Here is a 16,173-nt window from a genome sequence, read left to right on the forward strand (position 1 = left end):
TGACAGACACAAACTGTGGGTGTCTTAAACTGTTCACAGAGAAACAACTTAAAAATTTTTAAAATGAAAAAACTATTAAATCTAAGTGGTGCTCAAGAACTGAGTAAGCACGAGCAACGTACTATCAATGGAGGACATGTAACTGTATGCGGAGGTACAGGCGGAACCTATGTGCCTCTGATTGAATCTGAGGCGGAATGCATATTCCGTTTTGGATCAACAATGAGTGATTGGGTGGCTGGTAAATGTTATGTTTGCCATTAAAATCAACTAAATAGTATTGGTTTGTAATGGCATTACAAACCAATACTGTACTTCTATCTCACATAAGTCTTTTGACCAGACCCCTCAATAGAGAATAATCTCGCTACAATAACTACCAAAAACTTAAAGTGTATCCATCTCATCTTTTACGAGCTCAAAAGCTTAGTCATTTATTAAACAAGAAAAAAGCCTTTCTGAATTAGAAAGGCTTTAGATTAACATAGCATTGTTGCTAATTTAGAATTTTAAATTCGCATCGGCGATTAATATCGTATTCTTCATCACTACACATATCCTCCTTTACACATTTGTTAAGCGGTTGTAATTCACCATATCCTATACTCTTTAATCGAGACGCGTCAATTCCTTTTGACACTAAATAGGCTACGGTAGATGCCGCTCTTCGTTTAGAAAGATCTAAATTATATTGATCCGATCCTCGAGCATCTGTATGTGCGGAGACTTCTACTTCCATCGTTGGATATTTGTTCATAATATCGACTAACACATCCAGGACATCTGCCGCATCCTCGCGAACGTTAGACTTATCAAAATCAAAATAGATCTTATCTAAATTAACCTGTACATCACCTTGTTCTTTTTCTTCTATAATGTCTTCGGCATCGACAAAGGATTCTAAGGTCAGGAATATATTGTGACTAATCTTTCCTTTACTATCCGTAGAAAACTCAACATCTTGAGGTACATAAGCTTTTCTGGTGCCTCTAACTTTATAGTTTTTGTTAGGTTCAATTTTAAATAAATAGGTAGCATTTTCTCCAACAATTGTATCTTGTATGACAGTGCCTGATTCATCGAATAAAGTGACCAGAGCACCTGATAGCAATTCATTTGAATTTATATCTTTTACAACACCTTCTACCAAATATTTTGAAAGTATATTTTCTTCTCTATCAAATCCGTATAGCCTATCGTATCCTGATTTATTGGATGATACATAACCCAAATCCTCGTTAGCTTTCAGCACATAGGCAAAATCATCATAATTGCTATTTATGGTAGCCCCTAAGTTGACCGGCTTACCGAATTCACCATTGACCACATTACTTCTAAACACATCCAATCCACCAAATCCCAGATGGCCGTTAGACGCAAAATACAGTACATTATTATCGTTTATATGAGGGAATTGCTCTCTGTGTTTGGTATTAACAGTCTGACCTAAATTTTCAGGTTCACCATAGGTGCCATCGTCATTAATAGCAACCTTATAAATATCGAAACCTCCATAACCTCCAGACATATCGCTGGCAAAGTATAGTGTCTTACCGTCTTTACTTAGACTTGGATGCTCTGTACTGAAATCATTAGATGTAAATGGTAAGGCTTTAATATTCGTCCAACTGCCATCTACTAATTCTGCTTTATAAATCTTAATATGGGCAACTCTCAACTCGCCCGTTTTGTTTCTGTTTTTATTCGTTCTGTTGAAGTACATGGTGTTACCATCTGCTGAGAATACAGCGTTACTTTCATGTGAATCTGTATTCACCTTATCCGAAAGCGGCGTGATGTTTTCTAAGCTATTATTCGTCAAAGAAGCACTATACAAGTCTAAATAGGGTTGCTCATTCCAAACATAGGAAGGATTTTCGCTATTTCTTGTCGATGCAAAAACGACCTTCTCATCTCCGTAAAAAGTTAAACCAAAATCACCATTTAAACTATTTTCTACAGCTTTTAGCTTAAAGTTGTGAGGCGTTGTTGATTCTAAATCTTTAATAAACTTAGGTGTGTTTATTTGTTTATTATAGTATAAACTTAAATGCTTATCCGCCTCTTTATAATTACCGACTCCTTTTAGCGCTTGAGCAAATCTAAAACGATACTCTATGTCTAAAGAATCTCCGTAAGTAATAAATAATTCTCTGTAGGTCTTTATCGCTTTTTGCATGGACGCATTATAGTAATAACTATCGGCCAAATTTTGAAGAACTTCTTGCGTTCTTTCTTTGGTTTCGTATAATTCAGCGGCTTGCGTATAAGCTCTAATATCGAAAAGCTTATTAGCTCTTTTCAAATTTTTCTTTTGAGCTACTGTAATACCACTGATAAGTAAAAGACAGCTTAATATGTATAATTGTTTTTTCATTGTTCTGTGGTTTTTAGTTTAAAAGAATCTTGGAGAACGATCATAGCCATTTTTAAGTCCAAATAGGTCAACATCGAATAGTATAAATATTTCGTGTGATCCTGAACTAAAATCAGACAAGTTACTCGTCGTATAATCATAGGCATATCCCACGCGTAGATCCTTAGTAATTCTAAAATTTACTAATGCACTTACCGCATCTTCTAATCGGTATCCTAATCCTGCCTCTACTTTTTCGTTAATCAGCACATTCGCTGTGAAGTCTGCTGCAAGTGGTGCGCCTTCAACACCCCTTAACATAAATGCAGGTTTAAATTTCAGATTATCATTAATATCAAAAACGTAACCACCTGTTAAAAAGTAATGTATACTTTCAACCCCTGTGGTTCTCACACCATTTTCGGTTTCTAAATGCGTTGATGTTAAAAGGTTTGGCGCAGATAATCCGATGTAATACTTATTTGTAAAGTAAAATACACCAGCACCAACATTAGGGAATGTTTGGTTGATGTTTTCATTAAATGCGATGTCCGTTGAAACATTACCAGATTGCAAGTTAAAGCCTGAAAAATCAGTATTAAAAAATGTAAATCCGGCTTTGACACCTAGAGATAATTTACTCTCTAGACCTACGGGTAAAACGTATGCAAAATCTGCATAAACATTGTTTTCGTTGACAACATTACCAATCCTGTCGTTGACAAAAGAAATACCTAGTTCTACTCTTTCGCTTACTGGTGCGTGAGCAAAAAATGTTGCTGTTTCTGGTGCGCCCTCAACACCGACCCATTGTGATCGGTATAAACCACCAATATTTAAAATATCTTGCTCTGCTGTCGCATAAGCAGGATTTATAACACTCATATTATACATGTACTGTGTAAATTGTGGGTCTTGTTGCGCATAGGTTTGGGTACACATAAGTAACATTAAACCTATTATCGTAGCTATTTTATTATTTATATTAAAATTTTTCATTGTCTTAAAGTTGTTTTAATCCAAAATATTTATCTACTTAGGTATAAACTACCTTGTATAGGTTTATTAATTCCGTTGTTATATTTGAAAATATAGAAGTAAACACCGACCGGTAAATCACCATCTATCGTACCTGATTGATTCGACTTTCCATTAAAACGCGGTGATGCTGCATTACCCCTATAAATGAGATTTCCATAGCGGTTATAAATCTCCATTTCAAAATTAGGCACTAAAACATCTAGGTTGTCGATGTCGTATGTGTCATTGACGCCATCTCCATTAGGTGAAAACCCATCCGGAAAGATAAGGGCTCCACAAGCGGTAAGATCTGGTGTAAATTCCAATCTTACACTACTCTCACAACCGCTTACAGGATCTACTAAGACTGCATAATAGGTTGTATTTGGCAGGAGTAAATCTGAAGCACTTAAAGGTGAGCCTCCTTGTTCTTCCTCATACCATAATACATTATCTATAGACGCATCAAACTCTAAAATATTCAATGTCAAATCATCTATAGTAGGATTATCATTAATACATAACTCATTTAATGGGCTAATTAAAGATGGTGTAGGACTATCACTAACACTGACGTTTACCACTACATTTTGAGATGATTCACAACCCGTTGTATTGGTTTGTGTAGCGTAGTAATCTTCCCCATCGACTAAGGCTTCGGTACCTAGTAGTGCTGTCGTTAAGGTACTATCGGCATACCAATTTACAGTACCCGTAGCCGACACAACAGCATTTAAATCGGAAACTATTGGATTATCTACTTGACAAAACGCTGGATTCGCATCAATAACTGTTGGTGGGTTACTATCATCTACAGTAATGCTTAGCTCAGCTGTGGCATCGGATGCACAAGGCGAAACTGCCAGCACCGTATAGGTATATGTTCCAGAAGTATCGACTGTTGGATCAAAAATATTTGTCCCACTTGCCAAGGCTGGAGACCAAGTACCATTAGTATCTGGTGTCCCTGTCAATTGCGTCGTTAAATCAATTAGACCATCTATTGTACAAACTGAAATTGTATTATCACCACCTGCATCTGGTGCAGCTGTAACCGTAACTACGATATCACTGCTATAAATACCACAGGCATTTTGCAAGGTGTAAGTGTATGTTCCTGAAGGATCAACTGTAGGATCAAAAACTCCAGTATTACTAGTTAATGCAGGAGACCATGTACCACCAGTATCTGCGCCACCTAGAAGTGTAAAGAGGTCGACTATGGCTTCATCAGTACAGATGTCCAATACATTATCAGAACCCGCATTAAGTGGGGCTTCGATGGTAACAGTAATTGTCGTACTTGCATCAGGGCATGGACTCAAGCCTACTATAAAATATTCGAAATCGTAGGATCCAACTGCTAAGCTAGTTGCATCCAAAATATTGCCAGTTAATGCTCCGGTGCCATCTGTATCTATCCATTGACCTCCGGCATCTTGCGTACCGTCCAAACCAGTATTTAAATCAATCGTACTGTTATCACTACAGGCTATGATTGGATTAGCACTAGGATTACCTGAATTAGGCGCTATATTAATGACAACATTCACAGCTAACCTATTGGAAGATTCGCAATTGGTTACCTGATCTGTTTGTGTTGCATAATAGGTTTGACCATCAATTAATGCAGTCGCACCATCTAAAGGCGTTGTACCCGTTAAACTATCATACCATTGTATCCCTTGACCTGTTGCTACTAAATCGGCAACGGTGGCTGAATCACAAAACTCTTGTGTTGCGTCACCTGATGGTTCCGGAATGTCTTGTATGATGATTGTAACAGTGACTAAAACATCATCACAACTACCTATGGCAGCAACATCATAAGTAAAATTATAAGTTCCGGTTGCTAATCCATCTAGGGTAACTGTGTTTCCTGCTAAAGCTCCTGAGCTATCATCGTCAGACCAGGTTCCTGTTTGGTCTTCACCATCTAACAAATCAAATAGATCTTGTGTTTGACCTGCTGTGATATCCACTAGGCAGATTTCCAATGCTGGATTTGCAGTTCCAGATTCTGGTGCATCTTCTACAGTTATCGTTACCGTAGTGCTATTAGAACAGTTGTTGGTATCTGTAATGCTATAGGTAAAGTCATAAGATCCTATAGTCAATATTGTTAAGTCTACAGTGTTGCCTGTTAAAGCTCCTGAACCACTATCGTCTGTCCAAGTACCACCTGAATCATTTCCAGACAACTGACCAAATAAATCTAATGGTGAGTTGGCTGCTAATTCATTTTCACATAATGTCAATGGTGTCGCTATACCCGTATTCGGTAAGGGGTTGATGATGATACTTACAGTGACCAAAACATCGTCGCAATTGCCTATGGCATTGACATCATAAGTATAATCATAGGTTCCTGAAGATAAGCCTGACAAGTCCACTGGGTTAGTGACTATGGGTCCCGTATTATCTCCGCCTGAGTGCCAAACTCCTGCTTGGTCCTCATCATCCAATAGATCAAATAAGTCAAAACTTGCTGGTGCTTCACCTTCACAAAATTCTGGTGTACTATTTACCGTTCCAGATTCTGGTGCGTCTTCTACGGTTATCGTTACCGTAGTGCTATTAGAACAGTTGTTGGTATCCGTAATACTATAGGTAAAGTCATAAGATCCTATAGTCAATATTGTTAAGTCTACAGTGTTGCCTGTTAAAGCTCCTGAACCACTATCGTCTGTCCAAGTACCGCCTGAATCATTTCCAGACAACTGACCAAATAAATCCAATGGTGAGTTGGCTGCTAATTCGTTTTCACATAATGTCAATGGTGTCGCTATACCTGTATTCGGTAAGGGGTTGATGATGACACTTACGGTGACCAAAACATCGTCGCAATTGCCTATGGCATTGACATCATAAGTATAATCGTAGGTTCCCGAGGATAAGCCTGACAAGTCCACTGGGTTAGTGACTATAGGTCCCGTATTATCTCCGCCTGAGTGCCAAACTCCTGCTTGGTCCTCTCCATCCAACAGATCAAACAAGTCAAAACTTGCTGGTGCTTCACCTTCACAAAATTCTGGTGTACTATTTACCGTTCCAGATTCTGGTGCGTCTTCTACGGTTATCGTTACCGTAGTGCTATTAGAACAGTTGTTGGTATCCGTAATGCTATAGGTAAAGTCATAAGATCCTATAGCTAATGCTGTTAAGTCTACAGTGTTGCCCGTTAGAGCTCCCGAACCACTATCGTCTGCCCAAGTACCACCTGAATCATTTCCAGACAACTGACCAAATAAATCCAATGGTGAATTGGCTGCTAATTCGTTTTCACATAATGTCAATGGTGTCGCTATACCTGTATTCGGTAAGGGGTTGATGATGATACTTACGGTGACCAAAACATCGTCGCAATTGCCTATGGCATTGACATCATAGGTATAATCATAAGTTCCCGAGGATAAGCCTGACAAGTCCACTGGGTTAGTGACTATGGGACCTGTATTATCTCCGCCTGAGTGCCAAACTCCTGCTTGGTCCTCTCCATCTAATAGATCAAATAAGTCAAAACTTGCTGGGGCTTCACCTTCACAAAATTCTGGTGTACTATTTACCGTTCCGGATTCTGGAGCATCTTCAATGGTAATGGTAATCGTTTCAGAATCGGTACAAGTACCATTGTCTATAGTATACGTAAACTCATAAGGACTTCCTAAAGTGGTAAAGCCAGTGATATCTATAGGGTTTATGACTGTAATACCATTGCTATCAGTCCAAGTACCGCTATTATTATCTTGCGATCCATCTAAGGCGTTGAACAAATCATAGGGTGAGTTAGAGATGAGCTCGTTTTCACAAAACAAAGCATTAACCGCTAAACCTGCATTAGGGTCTTCCAATACAGTGACCTGTACGGTTGTTGACAGCTCGTTACATGGATTTGGTAATAAGTTTTGAAAATATGTAAAGTCATAGGTCCCTGGAGCGAAACCTGTTAAATCTGCAGGTGATGTTATTTGAGGATCTGTATTATTTGTGCCTTGAACCCATATACCACCGGCATCTTCATTATCGAGTAAGCTAAATAAGTCAAACGCTGATGGTAAATCAGCCTCACAAAATAATGCAGGACTTGAAGACGCTACCGTTCCTGATGAGAGTTCTGCATATACTCGAATGGTCACTGAAGACACACTATCCGGACATGCATTGTTGCTTGTAATGGTATACGTAAAAACATAATCATTGGCTGCAACTAAACTAGAAATATTGACCGTCCCTAAATGTCCGTTGGAGGTTGGTAAAGGGCCTGACCACACACCGTTAGTATCTGGTGTACCTGTTAACTCATCAAATAAATTAAAATCCGTAGCAGGTAAGTTATCGTTACAATATTCTAAAATTGCAGAGGTCCCAGCATCTGAAGGGTCGTCAATGACTACAGTTACAGAAACAGGGTTGCTATCACAAAAAATATCAGTGATTTGAACATAATAGGTATTACCATTTACCAATGGGGTTAAGAGGGATAATGCTGGTGGAATGGGATTACCTGCTCCGTCTATACTATCAAACCAATTTATGGTCGCTGGTGTTCCTGGATTTAAGTCGCCCACCGTAGGATTAGTATCCGAACAAAATGATTGAACGGAAGGTGGAGTAGGATCAGCCGGCGCACCAAATACTGCGGTATTACCTAACTCTATTTGGCTTCTACAACCTCCATTATCGATAAAAACCACAAAGTAACTATTAGCACCCATTGGAATCCCATCTGTCGAGTTGACCATAGTGGTTAAACCAATATCTGAGTAAACTTCAACACTACCACCTGGAGGTAAATTAGGTGTTAATACATCGTCAGTATAATCCTGAAACGTAGGATTTTCATTGGAGCAATAAATCGCATCCAAATTTTGTCCAGATGGATCGACTTCAAAATCAACAATTATGGCAGGTCTTGTACCACAGCTACCTGTAGTATCCCCGGCATAAAAAGTACCTTCTGATAACAATTCATTAGAATTATAAGGCGAGCCATTAGTCGGAGCATCATACCATACTATTCCGTTTCCTTGATCTGTTACAAAACTATTAAGATCTGCAAATGTTAAACCAGCCGCATCACATATAATAGGAGGTTGGCTGTTGATTGTAGGACACTGGGCTAGAGTTAATGATGACCAGAATAAGATTAAAGTGTAGATCATAGGTTTTACTATGTATCTAAACAAGTGTAAGGTTCTCATAGTTATATGATTAAGGGTTGGTATTTGTCTTATTATATTAGAGGCTAGGTCATATTTTTAAGACTTCAACATATTAAACAAATATTTTACGGAGTGCAATATAACGGAATTTTTTGTTTTTCGTCGTAAAAAAATGATTTTTATCTTATTTTTTTACCTTTCATCGAATTTTTGTTTTAAAATCGTACATTCTGAGCTTGTAAGTAAAATCATATATCTTAACATAATTCATCCCTTAAATCCTCGATATAGCCCATAAAAAAAGCCTTTCTGAATCAGAAAGGCTTTATATACATTATAATGTTTTATAGTAGTATCTAATGATGCAACTCTTCTTCCCCTTCTTTCATAGGGACATTTTGAGGCACAAAGTCTTCATCATGACCTGGTTTACTGTAGTCATAAGGCCACCGGTATACATGAGGAATGGCCCCTGGCCAGTTTCCGTGCATGTGCTTTACAGGAGCTGTCCATTCGAGCGTATTAGATCTCCAAGGGTTCTGCTCTGCTTTCTTTCCATAAAATATACTGCTAATGAAATTGTATAAAAACACAAGTTGTACAAGGCCAGCGACTAGCGCAAATATGGTAATAACGACTTGTGTATTTGTAGTATCATCGAATAAAGGGAAATTAGAATTCGTATAATAACGTCTTGGTAGGCCTGCCATACCTATAAAGTGCATTGGGAAAAAGACCCCATAAGCACAAATCGCCGTCACCCAAAAATGCAGATATCCCAAATTTTTATTCATCATGCGTCCGAACATCTTTGGAAACCAGTGGTAAATTCCAGCAAATACACCATATAAAGCCGAAATACCCATTACTAAATGGAAGTGCGCCACTACAAAATAAGTATCATGAACATTAATATCGAGTGCACTATCCCCTAAAATGATTCCTGTTAAACCACCCGTAATGAATGTGGATACTAAACCTATAGAGAATAACATGGCAGGATTCATTTGCAGATTACCCTTCCAAAGTGTCGTGATATAATTAAATGCTTTTACAGCAGATGGAATGGCGATCAATAATGTTGTAAACGTAAATACAGACCCCAAGAAAGGATTCATACCAGAAATAAACATGTGGTGACCCCAAACGATTGTTGATAAGAATGCAATTGCCAGAATCGACAGAATCATAGCGCGGTAACCAAAGATTGGTTTTCTCGAATTTGTCGCTATAATCTCTGATGTAATTCCCAATGCCGGTAGTAATACAATGTACACTTCTGGATGTCCTAAGAACCAGAACAAGTGCTCAAATAATACTGGGGAACCACCTTGGTAATGCAATACTTCACCTTGGATAAAAATATCGGATAGGAAAAATGATGTTCCAAAGCTTCTATCCATGATCAACAACAAGGCTGCTGACAATAATACAGGGAATGAAATAACACCAATTACCGCAGTAATAAAGAAGGCCCAAATGGTTAGAGGCATTCTTGTCATTGACATACCTTTGGTACGTAAGTTTAATACCGTTACGATATAGTTTAGCGATCCTAATAAGGATGATGCAATAAAAATAGCCATGGATACCAACCATAAGGTCATCCCTGCTCCAGAGCCTGGCTGCGCCATTGGTAGTGCAGATAATGGAGGGTAAATGGTCCATCCTGCAGCTGCTGGGCCAAATTCAACAAAAAATGACACAATCATAACAACACAAGACACAAAGAACAGCCAATACGATATCATATTTAGGAATCCAGAAGCCATATCCCTTGCCCCCAATTGCAGTGGAATTAACAAGTTACTGAAGGTACCACTAAGACCAGCTGTTAGTACAAAGAACACCATTAAGGTACCATGTATGGTTACTAAGGCCAAATAAATATCGGCATCCATTACACCATCAGGAGCCCATTTTCCGAGTAGGGCTTCAAAAATAACATTCGATTTCTCGGGCCATGCTATTTGCATACGTATCATCAAGGACATCAAAATGCCTATAATACCCATAATGATTACACCAGTAATTAAATACTGCTTGGCAATCATTTTATGATCCTGACTAAATATGTACTTCGTTATGAAGGTTTCTTTATGGTGATGTACTTCGTGTTCGTCGTGTACATGAGTATCTAGTGATGCAGACATAATCTATTTCTTTTCTAATTTTTTATTAATTTAATAAAGAATTTGCAAATGTTTGTTGCTCGGCCATCCATGCGTTAAACTCTTCTTCGGTCTCCACAATAATTTTCATTTGCATATTATAATGCGATTTACCACATATCTTGTTACATAATAATAAGTAATCAAATACGTAAGGGTCTAAAGCTGTTTCTCCATTAGCAGTTAGCTCCTTGCTTTTTTCTGCTCTAATTCTATTAATATTTTGAACCTTATCCTTTATATCATCGGTTTCGCGCATTTCTGCGGTCGTCATTGTTGGCGTAAAACCAAATTGCGTTACCATACCTGGCACACAATTCATTTGAGCTCTAAAGTGTGGCATATACGCTGAATGCAATACATCTTGAGAACGCATCTTAAACACTACAGGTCTACCCTTTGGCAGGTGTAATTCTGTAACAATAACATCGTCTTGTGCATTCGGATCATCCTCGGCTACACCAAGGATATTGGCTCTGTCAATATCAATCAATCTTACATTGGCTTTACCAAGAACGTTATCCTCTCCGCCATATCGAGCCTTCCAGTTAAATTGCTGCGCGTATAATTCGATCACTAAAGGATCTCCTTCCTCATCAATATTCATGATATCGTTCCATGTGAACAAGCCATACATAATTAAACCTGCTAAAACCACCACGGGAATACCTGTCCAAATTGCTTCAAGTTTATTGTTATCAGCATAAAACAAGGCTTTCTTTCCTTTTTCACCCCTGTACTTAAAGGCAAAGTAATGCAATAAGAATTGCGTGACAATCTGAACTATAAAAATAACAACCATTGAGATGACCATTAAGTTATCTAATCCAGGACCATGTTCAGATGCCGAATTTGACATTAAAGGTAAATCTCCTAGGTATATAAAACTTACGATAGTAATGGCATAGATAAATATTAAAAAACCTATCATTAAATAGCCATTTATCTTATTGTCTTTATCATCTGCAATTTGTGTATTTGATGATCCTACTTGAGCCAAATCAAAAATCTTTACCATTTGCCAGAGGGCAATGGCCACAAAAAGTACAATTATAATCGTTAATAAAGCTGTCATTATCGTCTCTGTTCTTTTTAAAAATTAATAATGGAAATGTTCACTTTCCTTCATAAATGGATTTCCTTTTGCTAGTAGCGGTGCCTTCCCTAATGCCGTAAATACTATAAACAAGAAGAGCCCCCCAAATAATAGAATTGCACCTATCTCCGGCATTCCGATATACCATCGATCTACAACAGTAGCAGGCATAATCATATTAAATACATCCAAATAGTGACCACAAAGAATTACAATTCCTGCCATAACTACAAACCAAGGGATTCGTTTATAGTCACTATTCATTAATAGTAATAATGGGAAAATGAAATTCATAGCCAACATTCCAAAGAAAGGTAGTTTGTAATGTTCAATACGTGTGACGAAATAAGTTACCTCTTCAGGAATATCTGCGTACCAGATTAACATAAACTGAGAGAACCATAAGTAGGTCCAGAAAATACTAATTGCAAACATAAACTTCGCCAAATCGTGAATATGGCTATCATTTACAAACTCTAATAAACCTTTAGATTTTAAGTAAATGGTAATCATCGCTATTACTGTGATACCACTTACAAACATGCTGGCAAATACATACCAGCCGAATAAGGTACTAAACCAGTGCGGATCAACACTCATAATCCAGTCCCAAGACATCATGGATTCTGTGTAAATATAAAATACTAAGAAAGCCGCAGAAATTCTAAAATTCTTTTTAAAGTTTCTACCATCATTAGCACTGTCTTGAGCTATTGAAAACTTTCTTGAGAAATATCTATATAAAGACCAACCTCCTAAGAAAATTAAACCTCTAATGAAGAATCCTGTTTTATTTAGCCATCCTGATTTACCAGCTACTAATTTGTCATAATTTTCATGACCCACTTCAGTAACTCCTTCTTTTAACCAAACAAATAAGTGGCTATCTGCAACAAATGCAATAGCTAAAACAATTAAACCGCCAGGTAACACGTAAGACGTAATCCCTTCCATCACTCTAAATAAGACTGGTGACCATCCTGCTTGAGCCGCATATTGAATAGCATAGAATGCTAAAACACCTAAAGCAATCATAAAGAAAAAGAAGGCTGCAACATATAAAGCAGCATATGGTCTATTATGGATCTGATGCAATACATGCTCCTCATGACTCATGTGATGACCTCCTTCCGCATGAGAATCTGTTCCATGCGCTTCTTCTCCATGAGATGCTGATTCACCATGTGCTGTTTCAGCATGGTCATTTCCATGGCTTTCAGTTCCATGAGCGTCACCATGTCCATGGTGCTCATTTGCCAGTAGTACTTTAACATCTTCAACTGTCTTAACGCTATTGGCTGATAAAAACCCTGAAGCAACACCAATCAAGCCTAGAGCCATCATAATAATGGCAGCTATTTTTAATCGATTTGAAATTTTATATTCCATTATATAATCTTTATCTAAATCTTATTTTTCTAACTCAGCTTTTAGTTTTTCAACATAAGCAACCACCTGCCAACGCTCACTTTCGTTTAATTGGTTAGCGTATGATCCCATAGTATTTTTACCGTAATAAATGACGTGATAAATACTTCCTGTGGTGATAGCCCTTCCTGGATCGTCATAACTAGGAACACCTAATATTTTTTCGCGTTCAACCAACTTCCCTTTTCCATTACCCTTGGTACCGTGGCAAATTCCGCAGTAAATGTCATATAACACTTTACCTTCAGCATAATCTATCTGCATAGAATCTAAAGGACTCTGAAGATTAGCCTTTGCTTCCTCATAACCTTCATTAGTATCTTCAATCTCATAAGGCATAAAATCGCCTCTTGGAATGGTGCCTTCAGCTGGTAGTTGTGCTTCAACGCCATTGGCAAAGGCCTCAGATTCTTGATAGGTCTCGTAACCAACCGGTTCATACATGTTAGGCATATACTGATAGTTGGGTCTTGAATTCTTCTGGCAAGACGCAAAACTTACCAATAATACGAGTACTGTGATATATTTTAATGCTATTTTCATACTAATGTGCATCTTCGTCTTTATCAACTATATTTATTTCAACAGCTCCTGTTTCCTGCAATAATGATGTTAATTCACTCTCATTATCATGAATAGCAATTTCCATTAAGAAATGGTCATCTGTTGTTCTTGGATCTGGGTTCTCAGCTTTCTTAAATGGCCACATTCTACTTCTTAAATAAAAGGTGATGACCATCAAATGCGCCGCAAAAAATACGGTAAGCTCAAACATAATGGGCACAAAAGCCGGCATATTCTCTAAGTAACTAAAGCTTGGTTTACCACCAATATCTTGGGGCCAATCCTTAATCATGATAAAATTCATCATGACAATGGCTACCGTTAAACCAACACAACCATACATAAAGGATGTAATGGCAATACGCGTAGGCGCTAAGCCCATAGCCTTATCCAACCCATGTACTGGGAAAGGTGTATATATTTCTTCGATATGATGTTTTTCTGCCTTTACCTTTTTAACGGCAGACATCAATACATCATCGTCTGTATAAATAGCATGAATTACTTTTGAAGCTTCCATATACTATATTAGTTATTTAATAAATTCTTTGCTTGCCCTGCCCAATCATCGCGTTCAGCTCTTCCCGGGAACGACCCTGTGATTGCGTCTAACAAATCATATTCTCTTTTCGTCATCTTACTTACTTGTAGGTAAGTATAGATACCTATGCTGTTCAATACCTCTTCCATTTTAGGGCCTACGCCATTAATTTTCTTTAAGTCATCTGCCGTCTCCGTGGCTGCATCAAAAGATCCTATGGTTCCTAAGAGGTCATTTACTTTTCCAGAATTGTCACCTGAATCATCAGAACTCGATTCTGTTACTATTGCGGCTCCAATATTAGAAGTTCGCTCATCTGCTCCTGCACCCACTAAGCTTTCACCACCTTCTCTTAAGCGCTTATAACGCTCGCCTGAAGACTTTAAAATGGTCTTCACCTCTGCCTGTGCTATTACCGGGAATGTTCTAGAATACAATAAGAACAATACAAAGAAGAAACCTATGGTACCAATAAAGATGCCTATATCAACAAATGTTGGTGAGAACATGGTCCAAGATGATGGCAAGTAATCTCTGTGTAATGATGTTACAATAATTACAAAACGCTCAAACCACATCCCTATGTTTACAACAATAGAAATGAAGAATGAGAACATAATGCTCGTTCTGAGTTTCTTAAACCACATAAACTGTGGAGAGAACACATTACAGGTCATCATTGCCCAGTATGCCCACCAGTAAGGACCAGTAGCTCTATTTAAGAAGGCATATTGCTCATATTCTACACCCGAATACCATGCAATAAATAACTCCGTAATATAAGCCACACCTACTATAGAACCTGTAATCATGATGACTATGTTCATGAGTTCGATGTGTTGTACTGTAATATAATCTTCGAGGTCACACACTTTTCTCATAATGATAAGCAGTGTATTTACCATAGCGAATCCTGAGAATATCGCACCGGCAACGAAATAGGGTGGAAAAATTGTGGTATGCCAACCTGGAATCACCGATGTGGCGAAGTCAAAAGATACGATCGTATGTACGGAAAGTACTAAAGGTGTTGCCAAACCGGCAAGTACTAATGAGACTTCTTCAAAACGTTGCCAGTCTTTTGCTCTACCCGACCACCCAAAGCTAATTAAAGAATATATTTTCTTTTGGAAAGGCCTAACGGCTCGATCTCTGATCATGGCGAAGTCTGGTAGCAAACCAGTCCACCAGAATACTAAGGATACCGATAAGTAGGTCGAAATCGCAAACACGTCCCAAAGTAATGGTGAGTTAAAGTTAACCCATAAAGATCCAAATTGGTTAGGGATTGGTAATACCCAATAGGCTAACCATGGACGACCCATGTGAATGATTGGGAATAAACCAGCTTGTATTACCGAGAAAATTGTCATCGCTTCAGCAGAACGGTTAATCGCCATTCTCCACTTTTGACGGAAGAGTAAAAGTACTGCAGAAATCAGTGTCCCTGCGTGACCAATACCAACCCACCAGACGAAGTTAGTAATATCCCAAGCCCAGTTTACGGTCTTGTTAAGACCCCAAACTCCAATACCTGTCGAAATGGTGTAAATAATACAACCTATTCCCCAGAGGAATGCAACCAAAGATATGCTGAAAACAATCCACCAAGCTTTGTTCGCTTTGCCTTCAACCGGTTTTGCTACATCCACGGTAACATCGTGATACGATTTTTCTCCGGTAACTAAAGGTCTTCTAATAGGTGCTTCGTAATGAGACGCCATAATTATATAATTGATTCTTTAATTATTTAAGTTTGAAGCTCGAAGTTTGAAGCTTGACATTAATCTTCGCTTCATTCCACGTATTTCAAACTATTATATATTTCACTTTAC

10 protein-coding genes are annotated in these 16,173 nt (G+C 38.1%); 1 reads left to right on the top strand and 9 read right to left on the bottom strand.

Features of this window, described 5'->3' with window-relative positions; all coding sequences use genetic code 11:
• The first annotated feature begins 63 nt into the window (after window positions 1-63).
• On the top strand, window positions 64-264 hold the full coding sequence (locus ACO052_RS00875; RefSeq protein WP_422106118.1) for a hypothetical protein: 201 nt from the start codon (window positions 64-66) through the stop codon (window positions 262-264).
• A gap of 232 nt (window positions 265-496) precedes the next feature.
• On the opposite strand, the gene ACO052_RS00880 is transcribed toward ACO052_RS00875, so the two are convergent.
• The 9 genes from ACO052_RS00880 to nrfD all read right to left on the bottom strand — a co-directional run bounded on the left by ACO052_RS00880 (window position 497) and on the right by nrfD (window position 16,062).
• Entirely contained in the window at window positions 497-2,377 is a 1,881-nt protein-coding gene (locus tag ACO052_RS00880) for an OmpA family protein (RefSeq protein ID WP_422106119.1), read from the bottom strand.
• A gap of 18 nt (window positions 2,378-2,395) precedes the next feature.
• Window positions 2,396-3,355 carry a type IX secretion system membrane protein PorP/SprF gene (locus ACO052_RS00885; protein WP_422106120.1) on the bottom strand — a complete coding sequence of 320 codons (960 nt, stop codon included), beginning with the start codon at window positions 3,353-3,355 and terminating at the stop codon, window positions 2,396-2,398.
• Window positions 3,356-3,384: 29 nt separating this feature from the next.
• A complete protein-coding gene (locus ACO052_RS00890) occupies window positions 3,385-8,577 on the bottom strand; it encodes a gliding motility-associated C-terminal domain-containing protein (protein ID WP_422106121.1) in 5,193 nt (1,730 codons plus the stop codon).
• 317 nt (window positions 8,578-8,894) lie between these two features.
• Window positions 8,895-10,691, bottom strand: coding sequence for a cytochrome c oxidase subunit I (locus ACO052_RS00895; RefSeq protein ID WP_422106122.1), 1,797 nt, complete (start codon window positions 10,689-10,691; stop codon window positions 8,895-8,897).
• Window positions 10,692-10,716: 25 nt separating this feature from the next.
• A complete protein-coding gene (locus ACO052_RS00900) occupies window positions 10,717-11,784 on the bottom strand; it encodes a cytochrome c oxidase subunit II (RefSeq protein WP_422106123.1) in 1,068 nt (355 codons plus the stop codon).
• Window positions 11,785-11,808: 24 nt separating this feature from the next.
• Window positions 11,809-13,194, bottom strand: a complete 1,386-nt coding sequence (locus tag ACO052_RS00905) for a quinol:cytochrome C oxidoreductase (protein ID WP_422106124.1) — start codon at window positions 13,192-13,194, stop codon at window positions 11,809-11,811.
• Window positions 13,195-13,215: 21 nt separating this feature from the next.
• The gene (locus tag ACO052_RS00910; RefSeq protein ID WP_422106125.1) at window positions 13,216-13,776 is read right to left on the bottom strand and encodes a c-type cytochrome; all 561 of its coding nucleotides are present in this window, start codon (window positions 13,774-13,776) and stop codon (window positions 13,216-13,218) included.
• A 1-nt stretch (window position 13,777) separates the two neighbouring features.
• Window positions 13,778-14,317: a DUF3341 domain-containing protein gene (locus ACO052_RS00915; RefSeq protein ID WP_422106126.1), complete on the bottom strand. Its 540-nt coding sequence runs from the start codon at window positions 14,315-14,317 to the stop codon at window positions 13,778-13,780.
• Between the two features lie 8 nt (window positions 14,318-14,325).
• Window positions 14,326-16,062, bottom strand: coding sequence for an NrfD/PsrC family molybdoenzyme membrane anchor subunit (nrfD, locus tag ACO052_RS00920; RefSeq protein WP_422106127.1), 1,737 nt, complete (start codon window positions 16,060-16,062; stop codon window positions 14,326-14,328).
• Window positions 16,063-16,173 lie beyond the last annotated feature (111 nt).

This window comes from Winogradskyella sp. (genome assembly GCF_965228925.1).
Lineage (GTDB): Bacteria > Bacteroidota > Bacteroidia > Flavobacteriales > Flavobacteriaceae > Winogradskyella.

Coding starts and splice junctions, on each gene's coding strand:
- nrfD (WP_422106127.1), bottom strand. CDS start 16,062: ATGGCGTCTCATTACGAAGCACCTATTAGAAGACCTTTAGTTACCGGA.
- ACO052_RS00905 (WP_422106124.1), bottom strand. CDS start 13,194: ATGGAATATAAAATTTCAAATCGATTAAAAATAGCTGCCATTATTATG.
- ACO052_RS00885 (WP_422106120.1), bottom strand. CDS start 3,355: ATGAAAAATTTTAATATAAATAATAAAATAGCTACGATAATAGGTTTA.
- ACO052_RS00910 (WP_422106125.1), bottom strand. CDS start 13,776: ATGAAAATAGCATTAAAATATATCACAGTACTCGTATTATTGGTAAGT.
- ACO052_RS00895 (WP_422106122.1), bottom strand. CDS start 10,691: ATGTCTGCATCACTAGATACTCATGTACACGACGAACACGAAGTACAT.
- ACO052_RS00900 (WP_422106123.1), bottom strand. CDS start 11,784: ATGACAGCTTTATTAACGATTATAATTGTACTTTTTGTGGCCATTGCC.
- ACO052_RS00915 (WP_422106126.1), bottom strand. CDS start 14,317: ATGGAAGCTTCAAAAGTAATTCATGCTATTTATACAGACGATGATGTA.
- ACO052_RS00890 (WP_422106121.1), bottom strand. CDS start 8,577: ATGAGAACCTTACACTTGTTTAGATACATAGTAAAACCTATGATCTAC.
- ACO052_RS00880 (WP_422106119.1), bottom strand. CDS start 2,377: ATGAAAAAACAATTATACATATTAAGCTGTCTTTTACTTATCAGTGGT.
- ACO052_RS00875 (WP_422106118.1), top strand. CDS start 64: ATGAAAAAACTATTAAATCTAAGTGGTGCTCAAGAACTGAGTAAGCAC.